Origin of the sequence: Bacteroides sp. 90-K9/2 (assembly GCF_047310725.1) — a bacterium.
In the GTDB taxonomy this organism is placed as follows: domain Bacteria; phylum Bacteroidota; class Bacteroidia; order Bacteroidales; family Bacteroidaceae; genus Bacteroides; species Bacteroides vicugnae.
On sequence record NZ_JBCGVL010000006.1, the window covers coordinates 287,262 to 305,375 of the forward strand.

The following is an 18,114-nucleotide window of genomic DNA, read 5'->3' on the forward strand; positions in this document are numbered from 1 at the left end:
ACTAATGGGTTTAAGATTGTTGATATTTAATTTAAATTTTATCTGGTATAAACAAACTCTGTACGCAATCCTCTATGATCGAAAATCCGATCGGAAATCCATCCTGGAAAAACAATATCCGATGTTTCCGCATTCTCCCCTATTATCTGGCAACTTTTCACCGTTGTATTTGGCGACAAGGTATAAAGAGTGAGATCCAAACGATCTTTTGTATCCTTCTCGCTCGGGAAAGGTGTCCATGTGTATCCGGGATGTGTGACAGGATTCGGATGTATTGTCCTGTATGCATCGCCTTGCATACCACCTTCCCACAATGAACGGGTCGTGGGCCACTGTACCACATAAGGAACAATGCCTGCCGATTGAGCATCTACAGTCCAATCAAGCCATGAAGGTTCGTTGAAATCACCTGAAAGGGAAATAAATGGAGTAGTAGCCGAAGCTAGGTCTTCCAATAATTTGTCCACCATTGCCTGACGCGCTTCTTTATTTACTTTTACCACATAATCGACATCGTCCGTGCCGGGATATCCTTTATACTCGATGCCATTCAATTGATAAGGACCGTAAGGATAGAAAGCACCATGACAATTCATCACTAACGCGACAATTCCCTCACCCAAGTCGATATAAACTCCATATTCATTTGGAGTAGTCCCTGAAAACGGATAACGCGATATGATACTACATTTCCCTTGTCCATTGTTGGAATGAGTATGTATATAAAGTCCCTGTGCTTTTATTTCAGCTTCAGAAAGCTTACTACATTCCTGCGCACAAAGTACATCCACATCTATCTTGTTAAAATAGTCTATGACTGTAGAAGTCGCTTTACCCCATAAATTCTGGGTTGCAAGTTTCAGAGTCTTAGGAACAACGCGTGTTGCCCAAGTAGCAGTAATTTTCCCGTTTGCATCGGCTGCTATTTCAATATAATAGGTCTTTCCTCCACCAACATTAAGCGCAAGACCTACCGGCACTGCCACTGGTATATCCTGATTCCCTGAAACTGGATCTGTTATATGCAAAGTGGCATTCATTCCGAATAAGTTAGCACACATATCTGGAAGCATATAGCATATACCTTCCTGAGGTACATACTGATAAGTTGTTCTGTCAGCTACTGGAAGCTTCTCATACTCATTATAATATTGCGGCTCAATATGAGGATAAGGAACAGAAGATACAGCATTCGTATAAGTCATAGAATTCACTATAATATCTGAAGCAGTATCCGGATCTTTCTCAAGCACTATTCTGGATGCACGTGGGGAAAGAGTAACTTGCACCGATGACGTAGAAGCAGCTACACGGAGTGTGCCATCTTGTTCACCTTTGCTGACAAGCATTGTCATAGGATCAGTTAACGGCAATTGCGGAGAATATGCTTCTAAATCCCAATAAGTATCACCGGAAGTTAACGTAGGAAACGTATTATCAGCTGTAGTAAACAAAAACAGGAATCGATAAATGATACCTTTAGTTACAGAAAGTTTTATTTCATTTGTCACATCACCTACATTTCCAACTCGTTCAAACAGATAATTATACTGGTCATCAAAACAGAATATTTTCCATTTCATTCCGTCCAAAGACACAGAGGATCTGGTAGGACTCCCTCCATCCATATTTAAACTGAAACATATTTCTTTTATGTCTCCCTCTTTCTGCTCATCACTTACATATCCCTCAGCACAAGCCGTGAACAAGCTAGAAATCATCAGGAGAATCACTAATAAGGTATTCTTTAGCATTGTCTTACAAATTTAATCATTATATTAGAAGATATCAACCGATAAATATGCAAATCAATTCCAACCTGCCTTATCACGGATACATCTGTAAGGGATTCCATATTCCTTTTTCACTACCCATGCACTACCAAAAGTCTGGTCCTGTACGGTAAGATCTGACAATTTTATATTTACCCAGGCAACATTTGGCCACGTACCAAAAGCTGCCAAATCTTTTAAATTCGCCTTTGTTGATGGATAACCTGCAAGTATACGCATATAAGTACCTTCCCCCACCGGTTCAAACCAACGATAGGCATATACTGATTCAGAAACCTGAGATTTGAGATTCTTACCTACCCACGAAATATAATCTTCCGCCTCCTTATCATTCAAAGTAGACCACCCCTCCGGACACGGATTTACGGCAACATCATTATTAATCGAAGACATATTTGCGCTAAACGTATATCCCTCAGCACCACAGAAATAAGCCCTATCTACACTGTTATGTGTAAGATAGGTAGACTGTTTAGCATGAATAGGTGAGTAAAGTTTAGTGCCCCATGATAGACAAGGAAGAGGAGTTCCAGGATACGGATCAATAAACCCTATCACAAGTAAATTTTCATCCGATACTGCTCCATTAAGGTATGTAACCGCATACTGATAAGAGTTTCCTGGACGTCCTGTCACTGTATAAACAATTTCGTGACGATAAAGCCCACTACCTGCAGCTATGGTAGATGAAGAGATCGTAAGCCATGAAGGCAGACTTCCATCATACAATGCTTCCAAAGCAGCGGAGTGATAATCCGTAACAACACGTTTTATAGTATATGGCATTGTGGCATCAACTCCAATTTTTATATAAGTTCCCTTAATCTCGGTACCTGCTATAATTTTAGCATTATCATCCATAACAGAAATCCCATTTTCAACTGTTACCCAGTCAATAGATGTACCATCTTTCCATTCCTCTACTGATACCTCAAAGCCTGCAGAACCTGCTATACGTTTTGTATTAAGCTGATACAAGTAGTTAGCCTCAACGTTAATATCAGATGCAAGATTAAGATATAGAGTCGGACCTGCCGTATTGGTATTAGCAAGTTTGGTCGTAGCCCATACAACTGTCTTTTCATTCTGGTCAAGAGTTGACGTCAACTGAGTCGGATAAAGATAGAAACTCTTTCCATCATTAACTAAATCAGCTGCCGGTATTTCCAGAACATCAGCAGATATATTGCCTGCATTTCCACTTACATCACCAATGAATCCTTGAGTATATCTATTTTTGATATACACTTTATCAAGAACTACTCCTGATTCAGCCGGATCATTCAACAAATCAAATCTGGCTACGCGTCTTTTAAGTTTTACATCAACTTGATTATCGGAAGATTCTACATCAGCAATAGTTACGTACTCTTTTCCATCAGTTCTAACATTAGACATAACAAATGGAGGATTTAACTTGCCATTCTCAACAATAGTTTTGCTTTTTAGTAAATCATTGATTGTATTTGACTCACTCATACTGGGAAAATTATTCTCATCTTCACTCTCTACAATAACGAACCTCTTTTCTCCCCCAGTCGAAGAAGTTAATTCTAAGGTATATGATCTTGTATTGCCACTTTCAGCTACAAAACTAGCCGCTGCATAATTGAGAACATATCTCTGCTCATATTTTCCTTCCTTATTAAATTGATAGAAAGCAATCTTGTCTCTGGAACTTCCATTCTCATCACCAAGCCCCGTAGCTCTGGTAAGAAATGCTCCAGGAACATGCAAATTAAATATTATTTCTCCTTTGCTTAAAGGTAAATCATTGGGAGTATCGTCGTTTTTTTGACAACCAGCAAATACGATTGCTGATAGCATTACCAAATGCAGATAAAATAGCCTTAAGTAAATCGGGTTTTTCATAAAAATATTGTTTAATTCAAGTTGAGAAAGTTGAGTTGTCTAATAATTCAATCAAAAAGATATGTATAGAGGTAAAGAGGTTGCTCTCAAATTCGGATTTGAGTCCAACCTCTTTCCATTCTAATTAAAAGTAGAATTTAATCCCATTGAATTTGCTGATCTTCATCAGGAATTAATGTATTCAAGTCACGTTGCATACTCAATGTACCTTCCACTTTGTACTTTAACGGATTCCCTGGACTAAGTGTACTATCTTCAAACTCATAAGCCAAATAAAGTGTAATATAAGTATGCTCCAAATAAGGTTTTGCCGCATCCTTTTCTGTATCGACCATGTAGTAAGCTTGAAGTTCTACAGTTTCACCATAATCATTTTTTCCTTTAGATATTTCAAATTTGTTTTGATCTTGCCTATCTGTATATAGTCGCAGTTTCTTTTTCACCGGATTTATTTCTTCATCAGTAAACTCTATAAATAATTTATAGTCTTTCCGATCTAAATATTCCCCATCTCTAAGTCCCATATAAATGAAAATTGTTTTATCATCATGTACATAAGCTTTACATTGAGTCTTAGTAAAAGCAGCACTCTGACCATCCAAGTAAATCAAATAGTTACTGCCACTGTAAGTACCAGAATAATCATTAAACGGAGTAATATTCAATAAAGCTTTCCGATAGTGCTTACGAGGATTTACCTGATAATTATATGAGGGATCATCCATAATAGATAAAGGTAGAATCCATTTATCTGACATATCTATAGGATTACCTCCCTCGGCTCCACCTAGGGTTAAATCAATAGGCAATACACCTATACTCTCACCTGCTGGTATTTCTACACTCTCTGGTGTTGTGTAATATTGCGACTCCAACAATTGGTAATAGAGTTTATCGCGTTGGCCATAACGCTCTTCATTCAATGTATTCAATGTATCTTTATCTAAAGCAACATGAATAGTCCGGTCTTGAGTATTTGCAGTAGAACCACTTAAAAGAATAGGAAGATTATATGTCACCACACCTCCAGGTTTATAACGCACATAAACAGAAGTTACTCCATCACTATTCGGTACAGCTTTAAAAGAAGCCAATTGCACAAATTGTTCATCTTCCCATTCATTATTGCATGAAGTACAGCATATTGCTGTTATCATCGCTAGAAAAAAGTATTGTATTTTTTTCATTTTTATATGCAAATTATTGAGTTTATTCAGGATCAGTCCAACCAGGGTTTTGAGTTAGCAGCGCATTACGTTTCATCGCATAATGATGAATGGGCCAGAACCACATTTTAGTAGTGAAGATTGCAGGTAATGAAGGTATTTCAACCGGTTTATGAAATGCATCCGGATTTGAGCTACCAACATAAATATTACATCCATAAACAGGAGTAGATTCTTCAAAAGGAGCATCACACCAACGGCGCAAATCAAAATAACGATGTCCTTCTGCAAACAACTCTATTTGACGTTCACGTTTCAACTTCATACGGAATTGTTCCCGATCACCATACACGTCATAATCCGGTAATCCTGCGCGGATACGTACAGGTTGTATCCCTTTCTTTAATTCAGTTTCTGTACGTTGAATTGTGTACGTTTTTTCACCATTCCAAGAAGGTATTTCATGCACATTTTCCAATTCATTTAGTGCTTCCGCATAAATCAAAAGAACTTCGGCATAACGAATATCAGGAGCAGTCTTCGCTTGTACGCGGCTGACATCATACGTTTTTTCAGAATCAGCTCTATCATGTGGATTTACAAATTTCTTAATGCCAATACCAGTATGTAACCAATAAGCCCCTGCCTTATATCCGTCTGGCTTATCTCTATAATAGAAAATCTGTACATTCGTTTTCTCTCCTTTATCTGTATTTGCATTCAGCATATGCCAAATACTACCATTATAACCAACCGAGGCATAAAAACGAGGCTCACGAGCTGCATATTGTTTAGAAACCCCAGTTCCCATTGAACCTAATTCCGGATATTCTGCAAGTTCATTCTGTGTTATCACACCAGAGGGACGTGCTTCGACATCATAGCGGCTTGGATCAGTATATCCCTCCCTGCCTTGATACATACTGTTCATACCAGGACAATCTGCACCGTCTTTCATGTAATAAGCATCGCACTGCTTTTGTGTTATACCATGGTAATTGTATCCTCCACCTTGCGAACGAGGCAACTGATGAATCACCATGATATCAATGCCTTCATTTCCTTGATTGGAACCTCTGGTATAAATCAATTCATCATTACCATACGCAATAGCCGTTCCATCAAACAAGGAACGATATGACAGGAACGGGTCAATGTTCTGCCAACCTTTCGGCCAAGGATTTGAATGAAAAGTCCCATTATCATCTGGAGGAGTAATAGTTGCAGGCTCTGCAATATCACCATTTTCTTTAGCATATACTACGTACAAATTATATTTTCCCAACTCCATCACATCTTTAGCAGCAGCAGCAGCTCTCGCCCATTTTACCTCATCATAAGTAGATGAGAGTAGTTGTCTTCCCTCTTTATCTACCATTGCGGTAAGTACTTCTGATGGAGCTTTTCCATTATACAATGGACTTGCAGCATACAATAGTACTCTGGCACGAAGTGCTAACGCAGCACCACGCGTAGGGCGAGCCACTTCTTGCAACCCCCGATCATCAGGAAGCTGGGCAGCAGCTTTTACTAGTTCATTAGATATATAATCTGCACATTCATCATAAGTATTTCGTGGTTGAGCTATTTCATCATAATCTTTTGTATAATCAACTCCTTCATCAGGAAGAATAGGAACCGGACCAAAAGAGCGAATTAACATCCAATAGAAATAACCCCTCAAAAAATGAGCCTGACCTTTTAAATCAGCAATTTCCGTTGCGGTGAATTGCGTACTCGTATCAATGTGATTCAGGAATATAGATGCTTGACGAATACCTTTATAAGCAGCCTGCCAAATATACAAACTATTTCCGCTGCCTAAACCTTTCTCAGTGTACCTACCATATTTCCAATCGACATAATCACCATCGCCATAATACATATCATCTGCAAAATTAAATGGTACACTCTTTTTACTACATACCTGCTGCAGATAATTATTTCCTAAAAATGAATAAGCATATGCTAACCACTGATTAGTGTAGTCTCTATCTGAGAAAACATCTTCAATAGTAGTACGTTCGTCAAAGATGTAATCTGAGTCCAGATAATCGGTACATCCTGTCAAAGTAGTACCAAGTCCTGTCACAAAACACAAAATTATAATAATATTTTTCATATTTCTACTGTTTATAGATTAACCGATACTCCCATAGAGAAAGTTTTGCTCAATGGATATTTCTTTCCATCCGAACTACCCAATTCTGGATCCCAAAGTTTGAATTTAGAGAAAGTAAGCAAATTAGTTCCTACAAAGAATATCCGTACCTGATTAAGACGAATTTTGTTTACTAAAGTCTTTGGAAGTGTATATCCAATATCTAATGTCTTCAAACGTAAATACGCACCATTTCTCAACCAATAATCCGATGTCTGATAATTATTCGGATTTTCTCCATAAGTCAAACGGGGAAATTCTGCATTGGTGTCTTCATTCTCTCCCAAAATCCAACGATTACCACTAGCCATTTCTTTTAACACATTTCCCCAGCCATCACCACCACTAAACATATGTACGGTAGTACCATTTATAAAGAAAGTTGATTTTCCAGCCCCTTGAAAATGCACATTTACATCTAATCCTTTCCATTTAGCAGAAAGTCCAAAACCATAAATTAAATTCGGCTTCACTGTAGCTCCAATAGCCACTTTATCATTATCATCTATGATACCATCACCATTAACATCCTTATATTTAATATCCCCCGGCATGAGTTCATATATATCATCTTTTGTGAATCCATTTTGAGTCTTTGTATATTTGAATTCCTGCTTCGGGCTATTCCGAATTTCTTCATAGTCCTTAAACAGTCCTAGAGCAATAAAACCTTTAGCCTGATTAACCCGATGACCTTCATCCAATTTATACGTATAAATTGTATTTTCTTCATCTCTCTCCAAAATCTCGTTCTTACTATAAGTAATATTACCACGCAACGTAAAATCGACTTTACCTATTTTCTGTTTGAAAGTAAAGTTTCCATCAAAACCTTGAGATTTCACCTTACCTACGTTTGCCTTTGGATTATTCTCTATTCCGACCATATATGGAATAGATTTGCGTTCCATATAGATCCCTTCACGGCGTTCATGGAAATAATCAATAGCACCCGATAGTTTATCATCAAACAAAGAGAAATCAAGTCCTAAGTCTTGTTTAGTCGCTACTTCCCATGAAACAGTAGGAGAAGCAACTGTTGCATAATATTTACCAGTCCAAGTCCCTGGATTATCTGGATTTTGAGCAGATACATCTATAAAATTAAATGAACCACCATCCTTTATATCATATAAGTAAGGAAAACGGATATCTTTTCCCAAATAATCATTACCCGTCTTTCCATACGAATAGCGGATTTTTAACATATTCAGCCATTTTCCTGCGCGCTTCTTAATAAATGATTCTTCAGCTACATTCCACGCTCCCGAAATAGCCGGGAAAAAGCCAAAACGGTAGTCTTTATGGAAATTTTCAGAACCTGTATATCCAAAATTGAAATCAATAAAATAACGATAACTCCAGTTGTAATTGAAACGTCCTGCTAATCCTTGATTACGTTGTGCCATACCAGTCTTTAGATCTGTTCCCAAGTTCTGCGTAAACACCTTGGAAGATTGTGTATATTTCAGAACTCCTCCGACATGATGATTTCCAAAACCACGATCATAATGTAATTCCCATTCAAAAAATTCTCGCCTATCACCTTCCGAATTTGAAGTTTGTTCCATTGGCTTTTCCTTTCTCACTTCCTGCATATGTAAAGAGCCATCTGGTTGTCGATAACGGTCAGCTTTATATAGTGCAGGAGATTTATAACGTTTAATCCAGTTGGAATTATTAGTATCATATCCAAATTTTCCAATAAATCGTAAACCTTTCGTGATGAAATCCAGCTTTTGTTCCAACGTCACATTTGTCTGAATATTATTTTTCCAGCTTTCATTAAATCCAGTCATCGTTGCTTGTACCCAAGGATTCAGATTATCATCTTGATTAGACCAAGTAGGAATCTTTCCATCAGAATAAGTAACAGGCATCATAATTGAATTATATCCCATCAGCGCTGTCCAAATAGCATCTGTCCCGGAACCTGGATCATTTTGTTTACGTAACGACCCAGAAACACCCACTTTTAATAAAGTTGTTTTCGTAATATCAATATCAACATTCATGCGATAAGTCCATTTCCGATAATTTGCGTTGGTGTTATAATCCTTCATTGTTTTATCCACCTTATACATACCTTGTTGATCCTGATAACTTCCTGAAACAAAGTACCGCGCAGTTTTTCCACCACCACTTAAATTCAACGTAGCACGTGAACTCCAAGCACCATCACGCATCATAACATCCATCCAATCAACATTTGGAAAACGATCCGGATCCAATCCTGTACGAAATAGTTCCAACTCCGACGCAGAATATAGAGCATCCTGATTACGTGTCAACCTAGCCTCATTTGCCATAGAAGCGTACGTATATCCGTCCACAAAGTCTGGTACCTGAGTAAAAGTACTATAAAACCCTTCTACCTTTGCATTAATATTAATCTTACTCTCTTTACCACGTTTAGTATTAATCAATACAACTCCATTAGCACCTTTGCTACCATAAATGGCAGTAGCTGAAGCATCTTTCAAAACTGTAAAAGACTCAATATCTTCCACATTCACTTCATCAATATCACGTTCAAAGCCATCAACTAATACCAAAGCAGCCGTACTAGCACCAAATGTAGAAATACTACGTATCCAGAATTCAGACACACTACCAGGACGGCCTGAAGTTTGCATAGCAATAACACCAGGAACAACACCTGCTAAACCGTCAGCAACCGATGTAGAAGGTACAGATTTCAACGCATCTATATCTACATTAGTGATAGCACCAGTTACGGCTATCTTTTTCTGTGCCCCTGTACCAGTTACCACTACTTCATCAATAATAGTAGAAGAAGATTCTTTCATGGTAACATTCACCACACGTTGCTCCTTTACCAAAACCTCTTGGGTCTCGTATCCAATATACGAAAAGACCAATTTATTGTAAGGAGGCATCTTAATTGTATACTTACCATTTATATCAGTAATAACACCAAGTCCCGGCATATTCTGGATAGAAATGTTCACACCGATCATAGGTTCTTTATTCCCATCGGTCACAACTCCTGTTACCTCTATATTTCCTTGTGCCTGCACACCCAAAGAAAATCCGAGTAACATCAATATAAATAAGAAATTTCTCATCATAGAATGTGTGTTTATCATTTATTATTCTTCTAGAGCAATTTTACGTATCACATTATTTCCGGAATCACCAACATAAAAGCATTTTCTCTTTTCGTCATATGCAATTGCACATGGAGCATTAAAACGGGCCTCTGTACGCAATTCACCATCAGCGTAATCTCCTGTTGCTATACCATTTCCACGTCCTGCAAATGTCGTTATCCTTCCATACGGAGTCATCATACGAACACAATTATTACCTTCATCACAGAAATAAAAATCATACTCATCCTCTTCTCCTTCATAATTTGGATTCTTTACAAAAACTCCTTGTGCTGGCTTATTTACTTTAGCTCTATCACCTACTCCGTCAACATAGCCACCTGCTCCTGTTGTTCCACAAATAATATAAGGGTCGGTAAAAGCCTTTGCATTATCATCATAATCCATACGTGCAATGTACCCTCCACCATTCTGATGGTAATATCTCATAAGATATGCATATTTTCCTTCTGGATGAACCACCATACGTATAGTTTCTTTGGTGGCAAAATGCCTATTCGGAGTTGTTACCTGCTGTGTCTCAAAATCATATCTAAATATGTTCTGATCGTAATATGCAGTATAATAAAGCTCACCATTTTTAGGATGGACTATCGCAGCCGTAAGGCTTCTTGCTTTCGCATTTACCAATGGTTCGGAATTTTTAAAATCAGTACTACGCTTAAATACAAAATGCGCATTCACATTACTCCCCTCCGAACGGTCATCAGTCAGAATCATATCCTGATTTTCATCTACAGTCCAATTAATAATAGCAGGTCTGTCAAGACCACTACTAAACTGCGGAAGTATATCTACACGTTCATTTGCCAAATCAACCTTACGAAGCAATTTGGTCTTGTGAGTAGTCACATACAGATGATCAAAATTTGACTGTGGATCAAAAGAAAACCACATTTGATATGTAATCCACCCACAATCATTAAATGGACCAGATTTTTCTTCAGCATCATTAGCATTCGTATAACGAGTTCCTACTAGAGTAGTCACTAACCACTTTTTAGTATACTCAAATGTACCTTCTGCCTCTGCATAAGCAACTTCCTCTCCACTATCATTACAAATACTGATTTGTATATCCCCATCATAGGCTTTCTGTGGAACAACACAATACAATTTGTCATTTTGTACACTAATAATATTGGCAGACTGTCCTCCTACTGTTACCTTTAATTTAGCAGGATCATTACCAAAATTATCTCCATACAAGATCAAATTACTACCATACCCACCTTCTTTGGGCATAAAATCCGTAATTACGACGGGCTTACTGGGATCGAATGCTACTCCGGCTGAATCTTTATCATCTTTACAACCGATAAAGCAAAGAGTAATCAATGCCAGCATCACCCCCAACAAAGAGGCATACCCACCTTTCCAATAACTACTTTTCTTCATAAATTAAATTTTAGTTAATTAACATATTCACTATTATTCTCTATATACTCCATGAAATGATTTACTTATTATAGAAAACTGGAATCAAATCTGTATCAGAGGGTACATAACCTTTAACATAAGGCCAACCATCATCCGACCACTGCAAGCGATCCAACATTCCATGGCGTCCTGTAAACTGGGTACCAATTTTACGAAAACTATGATATACCATCCACTCCGTACCTGCATCATCTTGGACAATTATAGCATTATGTCCAGGACCAATCCATTTAGTAATATTACCAGCCAAAACAGACTCCCAGCTATTATTTATCATATCTACATTCTTTCTATCGACATACGGACCTAGAATATTTTGAGAACGTCCCACCACCAGTTCATAAGTACTGTTCTCACCAGCACAACAGGATCCAATGGAAGCCAACAAGTAGTAAAATCCATTCTTCTTATAAATATTGACTCCTTCGTAAGCATTACCACAAACCTTTTTCTTCAAAACTGGATTATTAGCCGCATCTCGTTTAACAGAAAGTCCATCGTCTGTCAGTTCTGTTACATAAATACCTTGAAAACTTCCATAAAACATATATTTCTTCCCACCATCTTCTATGTAGAATTGGTCAATACAATTAGAGCCAAACTCCTCATTACCAAGCAATTCTTTACTATCTTTAAAAGGACCTAGCGGATTATCAGAAACCGCTACAGCCGTATAGCTCTGATTTGCACCATTCAATTTAGCCCATGAATAATAAAGTACATATTGTCCATTGATATAACGTATTTCTGGTGCCCAAAATGTACCTCCACCTGGCAAGTTAGGCTTATAAGCATTTACAAAGGCGGTACGCTCATACTTCCAATTCACTAAATCTTTTGAACTATAAACTGGTACCCAATAACTACCCGTCTGAGTAGCATACAAATAAAAGGTTCCATCTACATTTATTACAGTAGGATCCGCCGCACTTGTATGTGTGATAATAGGATTGCTATACGTTTGTCCAATCGTGGCATAATGTACTTCATCATTACACAACACACTTTCTGTAGAAATATTTGCTAAAGTCAATGGTAACATATAATATTTGACTTCTATAGCATTGCGCGTAATAGTAAGCATACCTTCCGCTTCCTTAGAACCTACAGTATAGGTCACATCACCCAATGTATAGCTACCTTGAGGCAATAATTCATAATTAGATTTATATTTTTGATTGTAAGCTGCGACTAATTCCGCCGCATTATCTGGAACTTTAAGTTTACAAGAAAAATCCCAATTACTACCACTAATAACGCCATTTACTTTATAGTCAAGAGATGTCATTATTTTAAAGTTGGTTATTGCCTCATTTACGTTCACTCTATCAACTTCAGTAGAAGTAAAACCAACCCTAGCGTAATCAACAACAAGACGAAGCAGCAAATCCGATTGTCCTTTTCTCAACTCTACATCATCACTTTTAAGTTTTAATGCAATTACATAATCCTTTAACAAATCTTCTTGCTTAGAAAAAATTTCTGTTGGATTAACTTTTATTTCGACCGTAGTTTCATCTGCTCCCGCAGCAAAAGATACATTTTTAGATATCGAGTAAGACGTTTCTGGTAAAAGAATATAAGTAACTTCCTCCTTTTTATTATAGGCTTCTAATTCCTCTTTACTCCATGTCTCCAATTTAGCATTGAGTTCGGTAGTAAATGTTCCACCAATTCTTTTTATCCCAAGAGAAAATGTTTCCTCTTCTGAATAATTAGTAACTTTAAAATCGGTTAAACCATATGACTTCAATGACAAATACTGTTTAGTCAGAACTTTGTCATCCTCTCCACTATCATTTGAACCGCATGATATAAATAGGAATAATCCTATCAGTAGGCACATTGTGCTAATCTTAAGAATGTTTTTTTTAATCGATTTGTTATTCATTACACATAGATTTAAGTAAAACTTAGTGTGTTTTATAATCAAAAAATGTTATCCTTTAACAGTCTCCTCAACCGTATCCAAAAACTAAAAATCGTGCTATAATAATGATCATTATCTTCATAATAGAAGCTCCAGCAGTCCTTATTGACTGATACAAAAGTAGAAAAATGGAATTATCGAAGATATTATAAACAGGTCAATAAATGAAAAATTAGTCCCAAACTAATCTAAAGATAGAAAAATTGTCTTAAGACAATTATTAGTCCCTTTTATATTTTTATTCTGAACAAATTATTGCTTTTATTGAATAATTTATTGCTTATTCAACAAAGCAAACTCCACTTATATTTGGTCAGAAAATCTAGCCTATTTCATAGGCTGGATTTTATCTAATATACTAATAGTAAAAATGCTCACTTTAATATCAAACAAAAGTGAGCATTCTTATTTATTCCCATCAATATAAAAAGCTATCTATTCAGTAATGCATAAGCACACCACAATATTGGAGCCTGTCCGTGAAAGTCTCCAGCTATACGAGGACGATCCAAATAGTACTGTTTGCTATTCTTTTTGCCGGTACCAATACAAACTTCGGTTAGATTATTATTATCGTCTATATAATTACATAAAGAAAGCCAAGCTCTACGCGCAACAGGAGCGAATTCATCTTTTTCCAACCATCCGTTCTTCACACCTACAATCATGGCATAAGCAAACATTGCAGAGCCAGATGTTTCTGTCCAAAAATCAGGTTCATCTATCAATTGATTCCAAAGCCCGTCCTTATTTACGTATTTTTTCAAATTATTCATCATCAAAAGATAACCTTTAAGTATGCGTGCTCGATTGGGATCATTTTCTGGCAAGTTAAATAAGAGCTCTGTCATTCCCACAGCCATCCAGCCATCACCACGTCCCCAATAATAAGGCACATCGGGTGCATGGTAGAAAAGTCCGTTCGGATGTTGTAATTCATCTAGATATAACACCATTTCTTTTGCAGCTCTGTTTATGTATTTTTTATCCCCCGTTACTTTGTAAGCCTCCGATTGCACTATTGTAATCATATACATATCATCGATCCAAAGGCGAGTCTGCCAGGAATATCCTTTCTTATGCCAGCTACATTCTTCCTCATTGGTAGTATTTGGTAATGTCCATTGAGTATCGGCATAGGGTAACCCCAGATCAAGATAACGTTGATCTTTTGTGATACTATACAATTTCAAAGGCAGACAACCGAACATATTCTGATCTACATGAATTGGAGGCGGAAGAAGATCTTTTTCTATATGAAACAATACTTCGAAACGATTTCGCAGTTGTTTGATCAATTCTTTGTTATTCGTCAACTCGGCAAACCTAAGTGCACCATACCAAGTACACACTTCAGCATAATGTATTCCTCTATCGAAATATAGCTGGTGATTACTTTCCAAAAAACGTTTACTTAACTTATCACCCACAGTCTTAGGGTTTGCGCGTACAGGAAAATCCTCCCAATAATTCTGTGCTGCAACAGAACTAATTAAAAACAATAATAAAAAAGAGATTAAACTACGACTTGTTTTCATATTCTCACTATTTTAAGGTGAATAAATTTATTAGATTTAATTATTGAAAAAAGTGCTGTGACATCGATATACAGAGTTACAGCACCTTCCTCCTTTCATTTTCCCAGATCTGAGCAACCCTTATTTTGAGTTTCTCGTCGGTTGCGGACCTAAATAAGAACGCTTCATTCCTCCAAAATCCAAAACAATCTTTTGCAGAACAGTTCCGGCATCGCCACATATAATTTTCACAGTGTGTTTACCCGGTTTGTCGATATGCAAAGTGGTTTTGTTGATTCTACAGTTCTTCAACACACTTTCGTACCAAATTTGTGCATACTCAAAAGAAGAAGTAGAAGGATTCATCACAGGACCTTCGTCAATACATACTCCATATTTCGTTTCCACATTCGTTGCTTCATGTCCGGCATACCCACGGTCCTTACTTAAGGTAAATGTAGGCAATACGTATGTGTAAACATCAACCGAACCTTGTTCGAATGTATAGAAATCATATTCCAGACGAGGGGCACTGCGACCTGCAGTCCGCTGTGGGGCGGCTGTCGGATCACCTAGTTGAATAGCTGTATTTTCTATTCCCAAGTTAGGAATCGTTCTCATTTGAATTGCTTTGTTCTCTACCTTCCGGTGGAAACCGGCAGCATCAATAGAAACATATCCATTGTGCTCCACAAATAAAGTATCCATTTCTGCTAATGAAGGAGAAGAAGGGTTGAAGACAGAAATATAGACATTTTCCTTCTCACCACGATCAGACACGATTTCCAATATTCCGAATACTTTCTCACCAGTCGGGACCTTAGCCCAGTCGATTGAGACTTCTATACGATTTTCCGTAGCAGTTTCTCCGGCTTTCTGACTTAACAGAATCCAACTATCTGAAACCGATGCTTTCCATTTCAGAGGAGTCGCTCCTTTATTGAAAACGTCTACGTAATAGGATTGACGGAAGTATGTGTTGAAAGATGGCAGTGAATGGAAACTCTTCTGTCCTTTCAAAACATCTTCTCCTTCTGCTAATATGCCCAAAGAGGCTGTAGGTGCCAGATTGACCTTCCGCAGAGCCGGGAGTTCAAAATAGGCTGCGGCAAATCCTTGTTTCATGGTCATTACGTGATCCCATTTACCTCCAAGTAATGAGTTATATCCTTTTGTTATTACTTCCAGACTGTCATAACAAGCTTTGGTCATTTTCTCCAGTTCTGCAGTAGTCGCCCTCTGTTGAATAGAATACCAACGATTTCTCTGCCCGTTAAGAATCATACGGTTCAACAGTTCACATCCTTTGACCGGATAATACAATGATTGATAATAACATGCTTTCTTGTCTTCAGGCAAAGCTTTCAGAATCTTCTCTGCCATATTTCCTATCCGTTGATATTCAGCCAGACGAGTATCCACTTCACGATAATTGGCAAGCGAAAAATCAGTATCCGTATTTCGCTCTCTTCCGTGTTTATCGGTAGCCCACTGATAACCCCATCCCATAAATTCAGGTTTACGGGCGAAAGCCAATTTATAGAAAGAATCTATCACATCCTGATATTCAACTCGGTAGTCATCGCCCAACATACCGCACAACCATTCGGTACGATAGTTTGCCGCTCTTTCAAAATTGAATGAGTCAATATCGAAAGCCATTGTCAGAAAATAATCTACAGCAAATTCACAGGACTTGATATCTCCGGCGTTGAGTAGCCAAATGCGGTCAGCCGTCATGTCGTATGCCTTACGGAGTTCTTCATACATCAATGTAGGGGAAGTTGTGTTCATCCAAAGATGATCATGAGGTTTACCCAGATAAGATGAATGATAATATACTCCCGAACGTCCGGAACGTTTCTGCTCTTTCGGACTACTCAAGCGTTTCATATATCCATAATTATCATCCGGCCAGATAATGGTCACATCATCCGGAAGTTCCAACCCCTGATCGTATACATCGAGCACTTCTTTATATGGAGTAAAGGCTTGAGGAATGTCTTCCGCACGCTTACCGATGGCATCTACCAGCATTTGCCTTTGTGCCATCAACGCTTCCTGAAGCATATCTTTTCTATCGGACATATTATTGCTTGCATTCATTGCCCGATCGTGCAATCCACGCAAAGCCAGAGTATATACATTTTCAAACGGAGCACATTCTTCTACGCGCGATTTCAAGACTTTGTCGACACCATCCTTATTATTGATATAATCCCATTCGCCCATTTTATCACGTTTCCATTCGCTTGCTGTATTAAACAATAATGGTTCGCAATGAGAGGAACCCATGACGATAGCAAAACTATCCGCTACCAAACGATTTTCTGGAATACGGTGGAAAGCCATAGATGCATCATGCATAGCCGGACAAAGATAATTGGCCTGAAGACGAAGCAATAATTCGCATACTTTTGCATACGTTCTCGGCCCGAAGTTTCCACGTTCTTTTTCGTAATTATCCCTTGACCAACGGTAAAGTCCCCAGTCTTCATCATTGATAAAGACACCTCTGAACTTGACTGATGGTGTTTTGGAGATAAACTTATCGACTTTTACACTTACTTGTTTCTGTTGTTTGACCGGAGCATCCGCCCACCAATACCAGGGAGATACTCCGATTGCCTTTGAAATAGAAAGAAGTCCGTAGGCAGTACCGCGCCTGTCACTTCCGGCAACGACAATTGCCTTCTTTATACCCGGAACAGGATTGTTGACTACCTCTATCATATAGCGTTCCCAACCTCCGGCAATAGCTGCCGTATCTATTTTGTTTCCGGATGCCAAAACGTCAATCCATCCGCTTTCTCCTATAGTTCCGGCAATAATCGCATAACGCGCGGATACTTTTCCGGGCTTGCTTTCATTCATCTTCAACTCTTGACCCGTCACACGGCGAACATCATCTACCAAAAGAGATGCACTCTTACGTACTACAGTCGCATCTTTTCCATCAAAACAAACAACTGCATTCGTTGATGAAGAAACAATAGGAAAACTATTCTTTCCGGTTCCTTTGTCGAGTAAAATTTGTGCTTCTGCCGAAATCAGGCTACAACAAAATAAGCCCAACAATAAAATCTTATTTTTCATATAAA

The 18,114-nt window shown here is 38.0% G+C and carries 9 protein-coding genes; all 9 read right to left on the reverse strand.

What is annotated here, in order from left to right:
* Positions 1 to 38: 38 nt before the first annotated feature.
* The 9 genes from AAHJ11_RS15630 to AAHJ11_RS15670 all read right to left on the reverse strand — a co-directional run bounded on the left by AAHJ11_RS15630 (position 39) and on the right by AAHJ11_RS15670 (position 18,109).
* Entirely contained in the window at positions 39 to 1,754 is a 1,716-nt protein-coding gene (locus AAHJ11_RS15630) for an endonuclease/exonuclease/phosphatase family protein (RefSeq protein ID WP_148365643.1), read from the reverse strand.
* 54 nt (positions 1,755 to 1,808) lie between these two features.
* A complete protein-coding gene (locus AAHJ11_RS15635) occupies positions 1,809 to 3,665 on the reverse strand; it encodes a hypothetical protein (protein WP_148365645.1) in 1,857 nt (618 codons plus the stop codon).
* 137 nt (positions 3,666 to 3,802) lie between these two features.
* Positions 3,803 to 4,852 (reverse strand): DUF4973 domain-containing protein, encoded by a 1,050-nt coding sequence (locus AAHJ11_RS15640; RefSeq protein ID WP_259021695.1) that lies wholly within the window; start codon positions 4,850 to 4,852, stop codon positions 3,803 to 3,805.
* A gap of 22 nt (positions 4,853 to 4,874) precedes the next feature.
* Positions 4,875 to 6,953, reverse strand: a complete 2,079-nt coding sequence (locus AAHJ11_RS15645; protein WP_148365647.1) for a RagB/SusD family nutrient uptake outer membrane protein — start codon at positions 6,951 to 6,953, stop codon at positions 4,875 to 4,877.
* 11 nt (positions 6,954 to 6,964) lie between these two features.
* Entirely contained in the window at positions 6,965 to 10,084 is a 3,120-nt protein-coding gene (locus AAHJ11_RS15650; protein ID WP_413579778.1) for a SusC/RagA family TonB-linked outer membrane protein, read from the reverse strand.
* A gap of 21 nt (positions 10,085 to 10,105) precedes the next feature.
* Positions 10,106 to 11,524 carry an IPT/TIG domain-containing protein gene (locus AAHJ11_RS15655; RefSeq protein ID WP_148365651.1) on the reverse strand — a complete coding sequence of 473 codons (1,419 nt, stop codon included), beginning with the start codon at positions 11,522 to 11,524 and terminating at the stop codon, positions 10,106 to 10,108.
* A gap of 61 nt (positions 11,525 to 11,585) precedes the next feature.
* Positions 11,586 to 13,457 (reverse strand): family 43 glycosylhydrolase, encoded by a 1,872-nt coding sequence (locus tag AAHJ11_RS15660; protein WP_148365653.1) that lies wholly within the window; start codon positions 13,455 to 13,457, stop codon positions 11,586 to 11,588.
* 470 nt (positions 13,458 to 13,927) lie between these two features.
* Positions 13,928 to 15,034 carry a glycoside hydrolase family 88/105 protein gene (locus tag AAHJ11_RS15665; protein WP_413579779.1) on the reverse strand — a complete coding sequence of 369 codons (1,107 nt, stop codon included), beginning with the start codon at positions 15,032 to 15,034 and terminating at the stop codon, positions 13,928 to 13,930.
* Between the two features lie 120 nt (positions 15,035 to 15,154).
* Positions 15,155 to 18,109, reverse strand: a complete 2,955-nt coding sequence (locus AAHJ11_RS15670; protein ID WP_148365657.1) for a glycosyl hydrolase 115 family protein — start codon at positions 18,107 to 18,109, stop codon at positions 15,155 to 15,157.
* Between the last annotated feature and the right edge of the window lie 5 nt (positions 18,110 to 18,114).

Bases quoted from the DNA above. Each gene is read 5' to 3' on its own strand.
- AAHJ11_RS15650 (WP_413579778.1), bottom strand. From the start codon at position 10,084: ATGATGAGAAATTTCTTATTTATATTGATGTTACTCGGATTTTCTTTG.
- AAHJ11_RS15645 (WP_148365647.1), bottom strand. From the start codon at position 6,953: ATGAAAAATATTATTATAATTTTGTGTTTTGTGACAGGACTTGGTACT.
- AAHJ11_RS15635 (WP_148365645.1), bottom strand. From the start codon at position 3,665: ATGAAAAACCCGATTTACTTAAGGCTATTTTATCTGCATTTGGTAATG.
- AAHJ11_RS15660 (WP_148365653.1), bottom strand. From the start codon at position 13,457: ATGAATAACAAATCGATTAAAAAAAACATTCTTAAGATTAGCACAATG.
- AAHJ11_RS15640 (WP_259021695.1), bottom strand. From the start codon at position 4,852: ATGAAAAAAATACAATACTTTTTTCTAGCGATGATAACAGCAATATGC.
- AAHJ11_RS15655 (WP_148365651.1), bottom strand. From the start codon at position 11,524: ATGAAGAAAAGTAGTTATTGGAAAGGTGGGTATGCCTCTTTGTTGGGG.
- AAHJ11_RS15665 (WP_413579779.1), bottom strand. From the start codon at position 15,034: ATGAAAACAAGTCGTAGTTTAATCTCTTTTTTATTATTGTTTTTAATT.
- AAHJ11_RS15630 (WP_148365643.1), bottom strand. From the start codon at position 1,754: ATGCTAAAGAATACCTTATTAGTGATTCTCCTGATGATTTCTAGCTTG.
- AAHJ11_RS15670 (WP_148365657.1), bottom strand. From the start codon at position 18,109: ATGAAAAATAAGATTTTATTGTTGGGCTTATTTTGTTGTAGCCTGATT.